The organism is Micromonospora sp. NPDC047134 (genome assembly GCF_040643455.1).
GTDB lineage: Bacteria > Actinomycetota > Actinomycetes > Mycobacteriales > Micromonosporaceae > Micromonospora.
The window spans coordinates 22,231-37,614 of record NZ_JBEYUI010000009.1; the positions used below are offsets into that span (position 1 = coordinate 22,231).

17 protein-coding genes are annotated in these 15,384 nt (G+C 72.9%); 6 read left to right on the plus strand and 11 right to left on the minus strand.

Annotated features, from left to right (window positions below; translation table 11 throughout):
• Positions 1-8 precede the first annotated feature (8 nt).
• The 4 genes from ABZ795_RS13500 to ABZ795_RS13515 are packed head-to-tail and all read right to left on the minus strand — an operon-like array spanning position 9 to position 2,948.
• Positions 9-1,202: a tetratricopeptide repeat protein gene (locus ABZ795_RS13500; protein ID WP_357530504.1), complete on the minus strand. Its 1,194-nt coding sequence runs from the start codon at positions 1,200-1,202 to the stop codon at positions 9-11.
• Between the two features lie 9 nt (positions 1,203-1,211).
• The gene (ispF, locus tag ABZ795_RS13505; protein ID WP_327027388.1) at positions 1,212-1,697 is read right to left on the minus strand and encodes a 2-C-methyl-D-erythritol 2,4-cyclodiphosphate synthase; all 486 of its coding nucleotides are present in this window, start codon (positions 1,695-1,697) and stop codon (positions 1,212-1,214) included.
• A 13-nt stretch (positions 1,698-1,710) separates the two neighbouring features.
• On the minus strand, positions 1,711-2,406 hold the full coding sequence (gene ispD, locus ABZ795_RS13510; RefSeq protein WP_327023799.1) for a 2-C-methyl-D-erythritol 4-phosphate cytidylyltransferase: 696 nt from the start codon (positions 2,404-2,406) through the stop codon (positions 1,711-1,713).
• Positions 2,407-2,462: 56 nt separating this feature from the next.
• Positions 2,463-2,948: a CarD family transcriptional regulator gene (locus tag ABZ795_RS13515; RefSeq protein ID WP_007073334.1), complete on the minus strand. Its 486-nt coding sequence runs from the start codon at positions 2,946-2,948 to the stop codon at positions 2,463-2,465.
• A 489-nt stretch (positions 2,949-3,437) separates the two neighbouring features.
• On the opposite strand from ABZ795_RS13515, the gene ABZ795_RS13520 reads away from it, so the two are divergent.
• A complete protein-coding gene (locus tag ABZ795_RS13520) occupies positions 3,438-4,112 on the plus strand; it encodes a hypothetical protein (protein ID WP_357530505.1) in 675 nt (224 codons plus the stop codon).
• A gap of 11 nt (positions 4,113-4,123) precedes the next feature.
• On the opposite strand, the gene ABZ795_RS13525 is transcribed toward ABZ795_RS13520, so the two are convergent.
• The 4 genes from ABZ795_RS13525 to ABZ795_RS13540 all read right to left on the minus strand — a co-directional run bounded on the left by ABZ795_RS13525 (position 4,124) and on the right by ABZ795_RS13540 (position 7,804).
• Complete coding sequence (locus ABZ795_RS13525; protein ID WP_357530506.1) at positions 4,124-4,699, minus strand: hypothetical protein; 576 nt, start codon at positions 4,697-4,699, stop codon at positions 4,124-4,126.
• A gap of 26 nt (positions 4,700-4,725) precedes the next feature.
• Positions 4,726-5,775, minus strand: coding sequence for a type III polyketide synthase (locus ABZ795_RS13530; RefSeq protein WP_357530507.1), 1,050 nt, complete (start codon positions 5,773-5,775; stop codon positions 4,726-4,728).
• A gap of 37 nt (positions 5,776-5,812) precedes the next feature.
• Entirely contained in the window at positions 5,813-6,976 is a 1,164-nt protein-coding gene (locus ABZ795_RS13535) for an acyl-CoA dehydrogenase family protein (RefSeq protein WP_357530508.1), read from the minus strand.
• A 90-nt stretch (positions 6,977-7,066) separates the two neighbouring features.
• Complete coding sequence (locus ABZ795_RS13540; RefSeq protein WP_357530509.1) at positions 7,067-7,804, minus strand: methyltransferase domain-containing protein; 738 nt, start codon at positions 7,802-7,804, stop codon at positions 7,067-7,069.
• Here ABZ795_RS13540 and ABZ795_RS13545 point away from each other — a divergent pair.
• The 4 genes from ABZ795_RS13545 to disA all read left to right on the plus strand — a co-directional run bounded on the left by ABZ795_RS13545 (position 7,803) and on the right by disA (position 12,384).
• Entirely contained in the window at positions 7,803-8,690 is an 888-nt protein-coding gene (locus ABZ795_RS13545; RefSeq protein ID WP_357530510.1) for a UbiA family prenyltransferase, read from the plus strand. The two genes, ABZ795_RS13540 and ABZ795_RS13545, sit on opposite strands and share 2 nt — an antisense overlap.
• 140 nt (positions 8,691-8,830) lie before the next feature.
• Positions 8,831-9,541 carry a hypothetical protein gene (locus ABZ795_RS13550; RefSeq protein ID WP_357530511.1) on the plus strand — a complete coding sequence of 237 codons (711 nt, stop codon included), beginning with the start codon at positions 8,831-8,833 and terminating at the stop codon, positions 9,539-9,541.
• 104 nt (positions 9,542-9,645) lie between these two features.
• Positions 9,646-11,097: a DNA repair protein RadA gene (gene radA, locus ABZ795_RS13555; RefSeq protein WP_327023790.1), complete on the plus strand. Its 1,452-nt coding sequence runs from the start codon at positions 9,646-9,648 to the stop codon at positions 11,095-11,097.
• A 108-nt stretch (positions 11,098-11,205) separates the two neighbouring features.
• On the plus strand, positions 11,206-12,384 hold the full coding sequence (gene disA / locus ABZ795_RS13560; RefSeq protein ID WP_357530512.1) for a DNA integrity scanning diadenylate cyclase DisA: 1,179 nt from the start codon (positions 11,206-11,208) through the stop codon (positions 12,382-12,384).
• An 8-nt stretch (positions 12,385-12,392) separates the two neighbouring features.
• Here disA and ABZ795_RS13565 read toward each other — a convergent pair whose 3' ends face one another.
• From ABZ795_RS13565 to ABZ795_RS13575, 3 genes are all read right to left on the minus strand, one after another.
• Positions 12,393-13,112, minus strand: a complete 720-nt coding sequence (locus ABZ795_RS13565) for a hypothetical protein (protein ID WP_327023788.1) — start codon at positions 13,110-13,112, stop codon at positions 12,393-12,395.
• Positions 13,113-13,237: 125 nt separating this feature from the next.
• On the minus strand, positions 13,238-13,831 hold the full coding sequence (locus ABZ795_RS13570; protein ID WP_327023787.1) for a peptide deformylase: 594 nt from the start codon (positions 13,829-13,831) through the stop codon (positions 13,238-13,240).
• Positions 13,828-14,340, minus strand: coding sequence for an ACT domain-containing protein (locus tag ABZ795_RS13575; RefSeq protein ID WP_357530513.1), 513 nt, complete (start codon positions 14,338-14,340; stop codon positions 13,828-13,830). The genes ABZ795_RS13570 and ABZ795_RS13575 overlap by 4 nt, the downstream gene beginning before the upstream one ends.
• 97 nt (positions 14,341-14,437) lie before the next feature.
• Here ABZ795_RS13575 and ABZ795_RS13580 point away from each other — a divergent pair, with 97 nt between their 5' ends.
• Positions 14,438-15,340, plus strand: coding sequence for an A/G-specific adenine glycosylase (locus ABZ795_RS13580; RefSeq protein ID WP_357530514.1), 903 nt, complete (start codon positions 14,438-14,440; stop codon positions 15,338-15,340).
• Positions 15,341-15,384: the final 44 nt, after the last annotated feature.

Sequence of the window (15,384 nt, forward strand, 5' to 3'; positions counted from 1 at the left end):
GTGGGGCTTCAGGCCACCGGGCGGGTGACGATCGTCAACTGGGCGACCGTGGCTATGCCGATGGCCAGGACCAGCGGCCAGGGCGTACCGATCAGGGCGTAGAGCAGGATCAACGTGGGGCCGGCGGGGGCCGCGTACACGGCCAGGGCCAACGGACGGTCGGTTCGCCGCAGGACGGGCAACACGGTCCGGGCCAGACCGGGCAACCGGGAGGTGTGCCGCCGGATCACGATCGCCCCACCGATGGCGGCCAGCAGAGCCATGAGCCGGGAGAAACCGGAACCGGTGCCGGCCGAGCAGGCGATCACCAGGGCGGCGACGATCGACCAGCCGGTCCCCCAGAGCACCAACTGCCGCAGCGCCGCCGGCACCGGGCGACGCGCGGCGAACGGACCCGTGTCGGCCCGTCCGGCCGCCACCGGGCCGCCCGACCTGGTCGGCTCCTCCGTCGACCAGCCCGGGCCCGCGCCTGTTGGCGAGGGCGCCTGGTCGTCGGGGTTGCCCGGATCACCCGGAGTCTGCTCCGGGCGGGGACCCTCGGCCGGGCGGGGTTCGGTCGGCGGCAGAATCGGCACGGCCGCCTCGGCCAGCCGCTCCAGGGTGGTGGTCCACCGGCGCTGCTCCAACCGCAGTACCCCGACCTCCTCGCCCACCTCGGCCAGCCTCGGGTCCAGCCGCAACGCCTCCCGGTAGGCCCGCTCGGCCAGATCGAACATCCGCATGTTCGCCGCCACCAGACCGAGCACCAGATGCCCCTGCGGCTCCTGCGGTGCCAACTCCACGGCGTGCCAGGCGGCGTTCAACGCCGGCTGGCCGTTGCGGGAGCCGGCCAGGATCGCCGCCCCGCTGCGTTGGGCGTACGCGTCCTGCGGGCCCAGGGCCAGGATCTCGTCGGCGGTACGCGCGGCCTCGCCGTACCGTTCCAGATCACCGAGGGCCAGACCACGCAGCACCAGCGGGGGGATCTGTCCGGGGGCTGCGGCGACGGCGGACTCGGCGGCGGCCAGCGCCTCAAGGGGCCGTTCGGCGGCCAGGTGCACCCGGGCGAGCATGGCCAGGGTCGGCGGGTGTGCGGGATCCAGGGCCAGCGCGAAACCGAGTTCGTCGACGGCCTCGTCGTAGCGGCCCAGCTCGGCGAGGAGGGTGGCGCGTTGCAGGTAGCCGTCGGCGGTGGGCGGGTCGGCGGGAACGTCGGCGGACATCGCGCGAGCCTAGGCGGTCGGCTGGGCGTACACCAAGGCCACCGCGATGCCGGCGAGTCCCTCGCCACGGCCGGTGAAGCCCAGCCCGTCGGTGGTGGCCGCGGAGAGGGTGACCGGGGCGCCCACCGCCTCCGACAGCACCCGCTCGGCCTCCTGCCGACGGGGGCCGATCTTGGGTCGTACCCCCACGACCTGCACGGACACGTTGCCGATGGTGAAGCCGGCGGCGCGGACCCGGCGGGCGGACTCGACCAGCAGACGCACTCCGCTGGCCCCGGCCCACTCCGGCTGGTCCACCCCGAAGTTGGCGCCGAGATCGCCCAGCCCGGCGGCGGAGAGCAGGGCGTTGCAGGCGGCGTGCGCGACCACATCGGCGTCGGAGTGCCCGGCCAGACCGTCCTGGTCCGGCCAGTGCAGGCCGGCCACCCAGCAGGGTCGGCCAGCGGCGAAGGCGTGCACGTCCGTGCCGATGGCCACCCTAGGAACGATCATGATTCGAGGGTACGCGTCAGAGCCCGGTAGCCAGCAGGTGCTCGGCCAGGGCCAGGTCGAAGGGTCGAGTGATCTTCAGAGCGAGGTCCGACCCGGGAACGCAGAACACCGGCACCCCCTGCTTCTCCACCAGCCCGGCGTCATCCGTCAACGCGTCACCGGCGGCGGCGTGGGCGGCGGTCAGCACGGAGCGGCGGAAGCCCTGGGGGGTCTGCACCGCCCGCAGGGCCCGACGGTCGACCGTGCCGAGTACCAGTTCCCCCGGGTCGACCTCCTTGATCGTGTCGACCACCGGCAGGACCGGGATCACCGCCTCGTGCCCCGAGCGCACCGCAGCGGCCACCGACTCCACCAGGGCGGGCGGGATCAGCGCCCGGGCCGCGTCGTGCACCAGGATGATGTCCGGTCCGGCCGGTACGGCGGCCAGGGCGGCGGCCACGGACTCCTGCCGTTCGGCCCCGCCGGGCACCACCGTCACCGGGGCGATCGGGGCCAGCAGGTCACCCACGGCCGCGACCTCCGCGATCGGGGCGGCCACCACGATGGTGTGCACCGAGGAAGCGGCTGCCAGTCGGCGGACCGCGTGCACCAGCAGCGGCTCCCCGGCCAGCAGCCGCAGTGCCTTGGGTCGGCCCGGGCCGAGGCGTACCCCGGCACCGGCCGCAGGCACGAGGACCGCGACGTCACCGCGCGGATTCAGCTGCGCGGTCACGTCGCGGTCCTCGATGGTTTCTTCGCTACGAAGTGGGTACGACGATGCTGTGCGGACTAGGCCTCGGTCAGCACCTTGTCGAGCAGCGTCTCCGCCTCGTCCTTGGTGCTCTTCTCGGCCAACGCCACCTCGCCGACGAGAATGTCGCGGGCCTTGGCGAGCATGCGCTTCTCACCTGCGGAAAGGCCCCGCTCCCGCTCCCGGCGCCACAGGTCGCGGACGACCTCGGCCACCTTCAGCGGGTTGCCGGAGGCCAGCTTCTCCAGATTCGCCTTGTAACGTCGCGACCAGTTGGTCGGCTCCTCGGTGTGCGGAGCCCGGAGAACGTCGAAGACCTTGCCAAGACCCTCTTCGCCGACCACCTCGCGCACACCCACGATCTCGGCGTTCTCGGCAGGCACCCGGACCGTCAGGTCACCCTGCGCGACCCTCAGGACGAGGTACTGCTTGGGCTCGCCCTTGATGACCCGAGTCTCGATTGCCTCGATGAGTGCGGCCCCGTGGTGGGGGTAAACAACGGTCTCGCCGACACTGAAAACCATAGGTTCGAAACCCCTTTCGCTGTGTCTAGGGTAACACGCTCAGGCACCGATGTCTCACCGCTGTCCTGACCGTTGGCGCAGCTCAGGGGCCGTGTGAGAGGTATTTCTTCGGCTTGACAGATGACCGAGTCGATGATTCAAACACGCTCTGTAATCTGGAGATGACCCCCCGACATGGACGACGAAAACGCCGTGATCACCAGCGCAGCCGTCAATGATCGACCAAGTAATGATCAATTTTCGGTGGACCAATACCCCCATGCCACGATTAGGCCCACGTCAAAGATCAAGTAACTCGGTGATCAAGATCCCGAGCCACGAGATCCCTGACCGAGGTCTCGGAGATCGAGTGCCAGGAGATCAAGGGCTACGCATCCACCCCATGATATCTCGCCGTACCCGAGTGTGGGCAGCGGTAGCGAGACCGGGCCCAGTGCGGGACGCTGGAGAGGCCACTGTCCGCGCACCCGTGAGCACCAGGGGGTCGTCATGGGCAAGCCTGACGCCGATGGTCCCGGGCTGCCCGACCTCCCGCCGGAGTGGGGCCGGGTGGTCGTACCGGACGATGCCTCCGCCCTGGCCGAGGAGGCCGAACAGCTCCGCCGCGAGCTGCGGATGGCCAACCGGTCCCGCCGGTGGCCACCCTCCGCCCTACCGGTGGTGCTGCTGCTGGTGGCGGTGATCGCCGCGGTCGCCGGGCTGGTGACCGTCACCTGGCCGCGGGCCGGGCGGGGCACCCCCGAGCCGGCCGCGGCCGGGCCGGACCCCGCGCCCGCGCAGTTCATCGGCCGGGCCCTGCCCGCCTTGGATCTCGTCGACGCCGGGCAGTCGCCGGTGCCGCTGCGCGGGCTGTTGCCGGCGCTGGTGCTGCTGGTGGACGGGTGTGCCTGCCCACACCGGGTCATCGAGGCGGCCGCGGCGGCCCCGGTCGGGGTCACCGTGGTCACGGTCGGCGCGCAGAGCCCACCAGCGGCACCGGCCGGCACCCAGGTACGCGCTCTCGGTGACCCGGCCGGCGGACTGCGGGCCTTCCTGCACCTGCCGGCCCGCCCCGACACGGTGACCGCCCTGCTGGCCGACCGCACCGGCCGGATCGCCCTGGTGGTCAGCGAGGTCGGCTCGGTCACCGACTACCAGCATGAACTGGCCACCCTGGCGGGCTGAGTCCGTACCCCTCAGGAGGGGTCGATCAGGCGGGCCACCAGCATCAGCGAGGCCGCACCGGCGGTGGAGAAGGCGACCGTCACCGGGGCGCCGGTGCCGGTCATCTCCGTGGTGATCACCGTGCCGTCGCAGCCCACCGTCAGGGGGTCGGCGGCCCGGGCGCCGATGACGGTGACCAGCAGTTCACCCGGACCGGTGCAGCTGAAGATCAGCAGATTTCGCTCGCCGCGGGTCAGCCGGGCCTCCCGGACCAGGGCGCTGCCCGCGCTGAGCGACGCGCGATCGGTCCACACCACCGCCCCACGGCCCCCCTCCCGGGCCATCCCACGATCCCCCGAGCTCTCGGTGGCGTACCCCACCACCCGCCCGGTACGCGGGTCCACCATCACCCTGCTGCCAGTCGGTGCCATGTCGTAGCGCGCGGAGGCGGCCGACTCCTGCCAGTCGGCGCTGACCGGGGAGGTCATCGAGGCGTCGGACCCCGCCGGAGCTTCCCCCCGCCACCACCAGCCGCCGGCAACCAGCGCGATGACCCCCACCCCGGTGAGCAGGGCTCCCCGCAGGCGATAGAGGGAATCGACGTCCACCCCTGAAGGATAGTCCTCAGGCCGCTTCAGCCGTGCCGCTCCAACAGCGCCGCGTAAAGGGTCAATCCGGGTCCGAAGGCGAGCATCACCACCCGACGCGGCGACGGGGCGGACCGCAGCAGCCGGTCGAGAATCAGCAGCACCGTGGGGGACGAGCAGTTGCCGTTCTCCGCCAGGGTCTGCCGGGAAGCGGCCAAGGCGGTCGGGGCCAGGGCCAGCTCCCGCTCCACCACGGTCAGGATGCGGGGCCCACCCGGATGCACCGCCCAGCCGTCCACCTCGGACAGGGTGGAGCCGTGCCCGGCCAACAGCTCATCCACCAAGCCCCGGACATGGGTCGACAGCACCTGCGGCACCTTGGGGGACAGCCCCATCCGGAACCCGGTGTCGGTCACGTCCCAGGTCATGTGGTCGGCGGTGGAGGAGTCGGTGACCGAGGTGACCGCGCGCACGGCGTACCCACGCCCTCCGGGCACCAGCACCGCGGCGACGGCCGCGTCCGAGAAGAGGGCGTGCGAGACGATCTGCTGGGTGTCCACCCGGGCGGACGACGGTTGCAGATGCAGGCTGGTCAGTTCGGTGCAGAGCAGCAGCGCCGGCCGCCCCCGGGCGGTCACGAAGTCACTCGCCGCTCCCAGCCCGGGCAGCGCCGCGTAGCAGCCCATATGGCCGACGAACATCCGCTGGGTCGACGGGGCCATGCCCAGATCCCGGGCCAGCAGGATGTCCAACCCCGGGGTGGCGTACCCGGTGCAGGAACAGACGACGAACAGCCCGATGTCACCGGCGGCCAGCCCCGCCGAGGTCAGCGCCCTACCCACCGCCTCCTTGCCCAGCGGCAACGCCTCCACCTGGTAGCGGCGCATCCGCCGCTCGGTCGGCCAGTCGGAGACATCCTCGATCAGGGGGTTGACGGCGGCCTGGCGCCGCTCCACCCCGGAGTTCGCGAAGATCCGCTGGGCCAGGGCACGGGTGGTGCCGGAGTAGTGCCGGGAGAAGAACCGCTCCCACAACTCGTCCTGGTGGGCCGAGGGCGGCGAAGCCGTGCCCAGGCCCGCGATCACCGGTACCGACACGGCTGTTCCCTCCCCCTGCTCCGGACGACTTCCACCCTCACCAACGAGGGGCCGATCCCGCACGGTCCGGGTCACCGCCGAGAGCGGCGACCCCCAGCCAGTCCGCGCAGACGTCCGAGGTGGCCGGATGCAGCGATCCGCACCGGGCATCCCGGTAGAGCCGCTCCAGAGGATGGCCACGTCGGGTGGCGGAGGTACCGGCCGCCTCCAGCATGGCGGCGGCCACCTCGGCGGCGGTCGTACCGGCCAGCAGCTTGGCCCGCCACACCCACCGGTTGGTCTCGGCGTCACCGGGCGCCTCGTCGACCCGCCGGGCCGCCTCGGCCACCGTCAACTGGGCTGCCGCCACGGCGGCGTCCGCCCGGCCCAGGCGGGCGCGTACCGCCGGCAGGCCGGCCAGGTCCCGGGCGTTCAGGTGTTCGGCCGCCGCCTCCACCGCGGCCCGGGCCACCCCTACATAGACGGCGGCGTAGCTGGCCACCAGCCAGTGCGGCATGAGCTGGGCCACCACCAGGGCCAGCCCCTCCACCCCGCCGAGCAGCCGGTCGGTCGGGACGGTCACGTCCAGGTGCAGGTCGTGCGAGGCGGTGGCCCGCATGCCCAGGGAGTCCCAGGTCGGCTCGACGGTGATGCCCTCGCCCGCCGGGACCAGGAACTGGGAGACCAGTGAGGGGTCGGTGGCGCTGCGGGCGGCCACCAGGTAGCCGTCGGCGTGCCCGGCGCCGGAGCAGAAGGTCTTGCTGCCCTTGATCCGCCAGCCGCCCTCGACCGCCTCGTACACCGTGCTGAGCTGCGACAGCCGGGCCCCGGCCCCGCGTTCGCTCATCGCCACGGCGTACCAGGCCCCCTCGGCCGCCGCCCGCAGCAGCCGGTCCCGGGCGGCAAGTGCCTCCTGCGGTACGCCGAGAGCCTCGGCCAGTTCCTCGGTCACCGCCCCCAGGGCCCCGGTGACGGAGGCGTGCATGTTGAACACCAGGGCGGTGGCCCCGTTGCCCCGGGCCAGCTCGGTGGCGACGGCCGCGTACTGGGCGAAGGTGGCACCGGAGCCCCCCAGAGCCTCGGGCACCATCAGCCCGAACAGGCCGGCCGAATGCAGATCGGCGAAGTCCTCGGCCGGGAAGGAGCCCTCCCGGTCGTGTCCGGCGGCCCTGGCCGCCAACCGGGGTGCCAACCTCCGGGCCTCGGTTACCCCGTCACCCATGCCGGCGCTCCACACCGGGTCGACGATCCATCCGCTGACGCACCTTCATGGCACCCTCCTCGACCATCGTCATACCCCCGTGGAGTTCCGCTACCCGTCGCGTACCCCGCGTCCCTGGTAGAGCACGGCCGTCGAGCCGGTCGGCACGATGCGCGGGGCCTGCCCGGGTGCGGTGGCCCGGCCGCGCGCCCGGCGGACCAGCCAGCGCAGCAGGCCGGGCACCCCCGGCCGGACACCGTGGACCCGCAGGTCCACTCCGTGCCGGGCACACTCGGCCACCAGTTCACGATCGTCCACGAACAACCGTGGGTCGTGGATGCCACGCGGCACGGTGGGCAGCCGCTCGGCGATCCGGACGGCGACCAGCCGGCTCAGGGCGGTGTCGTTGAGGGTGTCCACCACCAGCAGGCCGCCGGGGCGCAGCAGCCGGCAGGCCTGGGCTACCGTCACCCGCCAGTCCGGGACATGTTCCAGCAGCTCTCCGGCGGTGACCACATCGGCGCAGCCGTCGGCCAGGGGCACCGCCATGGCGTCACCGTTGACCACGGTCACCCCGTGGTCGGCCGCCTGGGTCAGGGCCGAACGGGTCAGGTCCACCCCGATGTGCCGGTAGCCCTTGCCGACCAGATGCGGAGCCATCAGGCCGGCGCCGCAACCCAGGTCGACCAGGATGGCTCCGGGACGGGTGGCCGGTGGCACCAGCATCGCCCGGGCCTCGGCCAGCCAGTGCAGCATGGCGAAGACGCCATCCGGCCGCCACCACTCGTCGGCCAGCTCGTCGTACTGACGTGGATCGTTGCGGGGCAGGCTCAAGCCGGCATCACGCATGTCACCGAGCGTGGCACGACTCGCGGGTAACGACCAGACTTCCGTTATGTCGTCGACGGTGTTAGGGCTGGTCAGGGCGAGCCATCCGGAACCTACGGCGGCAGTCACCACAGTGGCCGCCCTGCTCGCCGCCGGCACCGGTCATCCACCCGGGGGCATCGCCACGGTGGCGCTGACCGTGGCGGCCAGTCAGTTCGCGGTCGGCTGGACCAACGACCTGGTCGACGCCGACCGGGACGCCCTGGTCGGGCGGACCGACAAACCCGTGGCGACCGGGCTGGTCAGCCGCCGCCTGGTGGGGGTGGCCGCGGCGGTGGCCGCCGTCACCACGGTGGCCCTGGCCCTGACCACCACACCGGTGGCCGCCGGATGGGCGAGCATCGGGCTGGTCTCGGCCCTGCTCTACGACTGGCCGCTGAAGTTCACCGCCATCTCGGTGCTGCCGTACGCGATCTCCTTCGGTAGCCTGCCCGCCTTCGTGGTGCTGGCCCGACCCGAGGCACCGGCCCCGCCGGTCTGGCTGGTCGCCGCCGCCGCCCTGCTGGGGGCGGGGGCACACTTCGCCAACGTGCTGCCGGACTTCGCGGACGACGCCCGCACAGGGGTACGCGGGCTGCCGCACCGGCTGGGTCCGGCGGGCAGCCGGTGGGCCGCCGTCGGCCTGCTGACGGCGGCCACCGGCACCCTGGTGTTCGGGCCCCCCGGGCCCCCCTCGGGAGTGGGCCTGGCGGCGATCGTCGCGGCCGTGATGATCACCATTTCCGCCGGGTACGCCGGGCGCGCCGCCCAACGCGCCGGCACCCGTCCGGTGGCCGCTTTCCGGGCGATGATGCTGGTGGCCCTGCTCGACGTCGTACTGCTGGTCACCAGCGGTCGGCTGTTCTGAAACCTCACCCGGGCAGGTGGCTGCCCCGGGTCGGCGTGCGGGCCACGATCAGCTCCAACTACCCTGGAGCGCGGTCTGCGCGGGCATGGCCAGCGGGTCCGGCGGCGTAGCCGGGTGTGATCGTGACGAGGAGGACCGACGTGACGCGCTCGATCAGGGGTTCCCGGCGAGCTGCCGTACTGCTGCCCGGGATCGCGGCGGCAGCGGCGCTGCTGCTGTCCGGGTGCGGCGCCGGCCAGATCTCCGAGACGGCCAACAAGGTGCCGTCGGTGCAGGGCATCAACCTCAAGAGCACCGAGGGCAAGTACGGCGTGCTGGGCGTACTGGTCGACTACCCCGGTGTCGAGGGCTACCGCCCCGGCGACAACGCGGTGCTGAACGCGGTCTTCTACAACGACACCCACGAGCCGATCACCGTGACGGTGACCTCGCCGGACGCCCGCGAGGTGGTGCTCACCACGGTCCGCGCGGCGACCAGCCCGACCCCGACCGGCAGCCCCTCGCCGACCGGCTCCCCCTCCCCGTCGGGCTCCCCGTCCCCGGACGACTCCGCCTCCCCGGACGACTCGCCGTCGCCGGAGCCGACCTCGTCGCCGACCAACCAGCCGGCCCGCATCGAGATCCCGCCGCTGAGCTACGTGCAGCTGAACACCGAGGGTGACCGGGTGCTCCAGTTGATCGGGCTGAACGTGGCCGCGCTCGCCGGTCAGAACATCAACCTCAACTTCGACTTCGGTGGCGGCGACCAGATCACCAGCCCGGCGCCGGTGGCCGTGCCGCTCACCCCGCCGCCGCCGCCCTCGCCGATCATCGAGCGGCACACCGAGTACGAGGGTGAAGGCGGCCACTAGAAGCCCCGGGGCGGTAGCCAATCCGCCCGATCGTGCGGCGCCGTCGGCGTGGTGACCCCATGCCGGCGGCGCCGTCGTCATACCCGGGGGTTAGCGTCGCTGGGGTGAGCATCTCCCGATCGACTCCGGCCCGAGGCGGCACCGGTGGGCGCGGCAAGGCCTCCGCCCGTGAGCCCCGACCCGCGTACGAGTGCGACGCCTGTGGCCACCAGCCACCGAAGTGGGTGGGGCGCTGCCCGGAATGCGGCGAATGGGGTTCGGTGGTCGAGTGCACCGTCACCGGTCCCACGGTCTCCGGGCGGGTGGTCAGCTCCCGGATGCCCGCCGAGCCGGCCCGACCGATCGCCACCATCAGCGCGGCACCGGCCCGGGCCCGACCCACCGGGGTCAGCGAGCTGGACCGGGTGCTCGGTGGCGGGCTGGTGCCGGGGGCGGTGGTGCTGCTCGCCGGTGAGCCCGGGGTCGGCAAGTCCACCCTGCTGCTCGACGTGGCCCAGCAGTGGGCGGCCGGTGCGGGCAGCCCCTCGCTGGTGGTCAGCGGCGAGGAGTCCGTCAGTCAGGTGCGGCTGCGCGCCGAGCGGATGGGCACCCTGCACGAGCAGCTCTACCTGGCCGCCGAGAGTGACCTGGCCGCGGTGCTGGGTCACCTCGACGCGGTCAAGCCCGGCCTGCTGGTGCTCGACTCCGTGCAGACCATCTCCACCACCGGCACCGAGGGGGTGCCCGGCGGGGTGACCCAGGTCCGGGCGGTCACCGCCGCGCTGGTCTCGGTCGCCAAGGAGCGCGGCATCGCCACCGTGCTGGTCGGCCACGTCACCAAGGACGGCCAGGTGGCCGGCCCTCGGGTGCTGGAGCATCTGGTCGACGTGGTGCTGCACTTCGAGGGCGACAAGCACTCCTCGCTGCGGATGGTGCGCGGGGTGAAGAACCGCTTCGGTGCCGCCGACGAGGTCGGGTGCTTCGAGATGCACGAGGGTGGCATCAGCAGCCTCGCCGACCCCTCCGGGCTGTTCCTCACCCGCTACGCCGAGCCGGTGCCGGGCACCTGCGTGACCGTGGCGATGGAGGGACGGCGGGCCCTGGTCACCGAGGTGCAGGCGCTGATCGGGGCCACCGTGGCCGGCTCCCCCCGGCGTACGGTCTCCGGACTGGACTCGGCCCGTCTGGCGATGGTGCTGGCGGTGCTCCAGCGCCGCACCGAGCGGCTGACCCTGCACGACCGGGAGGTCTTCGCGGCCACCGTCGGAGGCATCCGGGTAGTGGAACCGGCCGCGGACCTGGCGGTCGCGTTGGCGGTCGCCTCCGGGGGCCTGAACCTGGCGATCGCACCCCACCTGGTGGCGATCGGCGAGGTCGGCCTGACCGGGGAGGTACGCCGGGTCGGTGCGGTGCCCCGCCGGCTGACCGAGGCGGCCCGGCTCGGCTTCCGGCTGGCCCTGGTGCCCCCCGGATGCGGGCCGAGCAGCACCGGCGCCGGGCCGGAACAGATGCGGGTGATCGAGGTCGACAACGTCCGTTCAGCCCTTCAGGCTGCGGCTCGGGCCTCGGCGGAATGAATGCCACGTTCCCGGGCGATCCGCCCGGCAGGGACCGGACAGGCGGATCATGACACATCACAGTAACCACAGGAGCACCCACCGCAGGGCAGTCCGTAGACTGTGCCCGTGCCAGTCGACCGCGAAACCACCAAGCCTGCCGGCGCGACTCCCCACGCCCGCACCGGCGCCGTGGGCTCGCCCGCCCGTCCGATCAGCATCAGCGTGACCGGGGGCGGCAGCGCCGGCGATCCGCTGCGCGCCAACCTGGCCCTGATGGCGCCCGGCACCGCGCTGCGCGACGGCTTGGAACGCATCCTGCGCGGCCGGACGGGCGCGCTGATCGTGCTCGGCTACGACAAGGTGGTCGAGGGCCTGTGCACCGGCGGCTTCCCCCTCGACGTGGAGTTCTCCGCTACCCGGGTCCGTGAACTGTGCAAGATGGACGGCGCGGTCGTGCTGTCCAGTGACGGCACCCGGATCGTCCGCGCGGCGGTGCACCTGATGCCGGACCCGACCATTCCCACCGAGGAGTCGGGCACCCGACACCGCACGGCGGAACGGGTCGCCCGGCAGACCGGCTACCCGGTGATCTCGGTCAGCCAGTCGATGCGGATCATCAGCCTCTACGTCAACGGGCAACGGCACGTGTTGGACGACTCGGCGGCGATCCTGTCCCGGGCCAACCAGGCCCTGGCCACCCTGGAGCGGTACAAGCTCCGGCTGGACGAGGTCTCCGGCACCCTCTCCGCCCTGGAGATCGAGGATCTGGTCACCGTACGTGACGCCGTGGCGGTGGTGCAGCGGCTGGAGATGGTCCGCCGCATCGCCGACGAGATCGCCGGGTACGTGGTGGAACTGGGCACGGACGGTCGACTGCTGGCCCTGCAACTGGACGAGTTGATGGCCGGGGTGGACGCGGACCGCACCCTGGTCATCCGGGACTACCTGCCCACCGGCCGCAAGTCCCGCACCCTGGACGAGGCCCTGGTCGAGCTGGACCTGCTCAGTGCCACCGAGCTGATCGACCTGGTCTCGGTGGCCAAGGCCATCGGCTACCCGGCCGCCTCCGACGCGCTGGACGCGGCCGTCAGCCCGCGCGGATTCCGCCTGCTGGCCAAGGTGCCCCGACTGCCGGTGACCGTGGTGGACCGGCTGGTGGTGCACTTCGGCAGCCTTCAGCGGCTGCTCGGGGCCACCGTGGAGGACCTGCAGGCCGTCGAGGGGGTCGGCGACGCCCGGGCCCGAGGCGTACGCGAGGGACTGTCCCGGCTGGCCGAGGCGTCCATCCTGGAGCGGTACGTCTGAGGGTCAGGTCAGTCGGTGAGCACGAGCTTGGCCGGCTGACTCAGCTTGGTGCCCACCCGGGCGAACACCTGGTAGGTCCCGGCCGGCGGGGTGTCGCCGCTGGCCAGCCCGTTGGCGCACCGGCTGCTGTCCTTGCCGTTCCAACCGACCTGGTAGGCGCGCTCGAAGCCCGGGGTGAAGGACTGCACGTCCGACCCGGCGGCGGTGCCGCAGGTGTCCGACGACCACACCACGTCGGCACCGGACTTGATGTAGATCTCCTGGGCGGTCGCCCCGACATCCCGGTTGCAGGTCCGGTCGGCCCGGTTACGGACCTTCAGGTGCAGGTCCACCGCGGCACCCCGGACCACCCGGTTCGGCACGGCCTGGGCGGTCACCGCCAGCTCCGTGTCCGTGCAGGTGCCCTCGTCGGCCACCGGGGCGACGGCCGGCGGATCGTTGGTCAGGCTCGTGTCGGGCGAGGGAGTGCCGGAAGGGCTGGCCGGGCCGGCACCGGCGTCACCCGAGGGCGGGGGTGACCCGGTCTGCGGGGTCAACACCGAACCGGTGGGCTCCGGGGTGCCGGAGACGCCCGGATCGGGCTGCCCCTGCCCGGTGGCATCTTTGCCGCCACGCGGACCGTTGCACGAGTAGAGCAGGACAATCAGGAAGAGCAGGACCGCGCCGAGCACGACGGCGCGACGCCGCCAGTACACGGCGGGAGGCAGGGGGCCGACCGTCAGACGCATGATGCCCCCACCGTAGCGGCGCCATGCGCGACGGACGGTGACGACGCGCCGAGGCGTACCGGAGCCACCGGAACCCACCCTCCAATGTCGACAGTTCCGTCACTCTGAGTGCTGTCAGGGGCGGCTCAGAGGTAGACCTTGCGCTGGTAGATCGCGTGGGCCCCGGCCACCCGGTCCAGGAAGAGCAGACCGGAGCAGTGGTCGATCTCGTGTTGCAGGGCACGCGCCTCGAAACCGTCCGTCACCAGGCGTATCTGCTTGCCGCTGCCGGGCAGCGCCCCTTCGACCACGAGCCGGCTGGCGCGCTTGACGTCCCCGGTGAGGTCCGGGACGGACATGCACCCCTCCCGGCCCGCCTTCCACCGGGTCGCCTCGACCACCCGCGCGTTGCAGAGCACGAAGGTGCCGTGCACGGTGACCGCCTTGGGGTGTCCGGTGACATCCACCGCGAACACCTGCGCACCCACCCCCACCTGCGGGGCGGCCAGGCCGACACAGCCGGGTGACACCCGCATGGTGGCGATCAGGTCGGCCGCCAGCCGTACGGTCTCCTCGGCGGTCGGGTCGACCTGGTCACCGGCCCGGCTCAGCGCCGGGTGCGGCGCGGAGACCACCGGCAGCACCTGGCCCGCACCGACCAGTTCCGGGGTCCAGTCGCCGAGGCCGGTCGAGGTATCCGTCTGCGGGTCCGACTCCGGCCCGCCCGTCTGCCCGGTCACAGCAGATCCGGGTCGGCGGGACGGAGAGCTACCTCCACACCCAGGTCGGCGGCCACCTGCGCCAACCGGCCGGTCAGGGCGTCGGAGGCGCCGGCCGGCAGGTCGACCTCGGCGACGACCACGTAGAGGGTTCCCGCCAGCCGGGTACTCAGGTCGGTGACGTTACCGCCGGCCTCGGTGACCGCCCGGGTCATCGCGGCCACGATGCCCATCCGGTCCGCACCGTGCACCGACATCACGTACCGCTCACCGGCCGAGGCGACCTCCCCGTCCGGCCGCACCTCGCGTACGGTCGCCAGCAGCTGGCCGTCGGCGGTCAGTGGGCCCAGGGCGTCCTCGACCGCCGCGGAGGTCGGACCGACGCAGATGAGGGTCATCGCGAAGTGTCCGCGTAGCCGGGTCATCGTGCTGTCGGTCAGGTTGGCCCCGAGCCGAGCGAGCACCTCGGCGACGTCGGCCACGATGCCCGGCCGGTCCCGGCCGATGACGGTGATCGCGAGCTCGTTCATCCGGGCATTCTCTCCGATCGTCGATCGCCACTGGCCACGGCCCGCCCGGAGGCGTCCGAACGGCGGAACCTGGGCGCGTGACATCATCAGCGGCGCGATGAGGGAATCGACATTCGCCGGCCAGGTGAGCCGGTGGTACGAGCGCAACGCCCGGGACCTGCCCTGGCGGGAACCCGAGGTCACCCCCTGGGCGATCCTGGTCAGCGAGGTGATGCTCCAGCAGACCCCGGTGGTCCGGGTGCTGCCCGCCTGGCAGGCCTGGCTGGAGCGCTGGCCCACCCCGGCCGCCCTGGCCCAGGACAGCCCGGCCGAGGCCATCCGCATGTGGGGACGGCTCGGCTATCCGCGCCGCGCCGTACGGCTGCGCGACTGCGCGGTGGCGATCGTGGAACGGCACGGCGGGCAGGTGCCGGGCCGCCTGGACCAGTTGCTGGCCCTACCCGGCGTCGGTACGTACACGGCCAGGGCGGTGGCGGCCTTCGCGTTCGGCCAGCGGCACCCGGTGGTCGACACCAACGTACGCCGGGTGGTGTGCCGGGCCATCGCCGGTGAGCCGGACGCCGGCCCCGCCACCCGGCCCGCCGACCTGGTCGCGACCGAGGAACTGCTGCCGGCCGATCCGGCCGCCGCGGCACTGGCCAGCGCCGCGATCATGGAACTGGGGGCGCTGATCTGCACCGCCCGGTCGCCGCGCTGCACGGCCTGCCCGGTGGAGGCCACCTGTGCCTGGCGGGCCTCGGGGCAGGTCGCTCCGGCCGGGCCGACCCGACGCCCCCAGCGGTACGCGGGCACCGACCGCCAGGTGCGCGGGCTGCTGCTCGGGGTGCTCCGGGAGGCGACCGGTCCGGTGCCGCACCAGCGACTGGACCAGGTCTGGGCGGACGAGGTGCAACGGGCCCGGGCCCTCGCCGGCCTGATCACCGACGGTCTGGTCGAGCCGGTCGGCGAGGCCTCCTTCCGCCTGATCGGCGACGGCCCACCAGCCCCCGTGCCGAGCTGAACCCCTCTGACGCGACAGGGCCGGCCTCCCGATGGAGGCCGGCC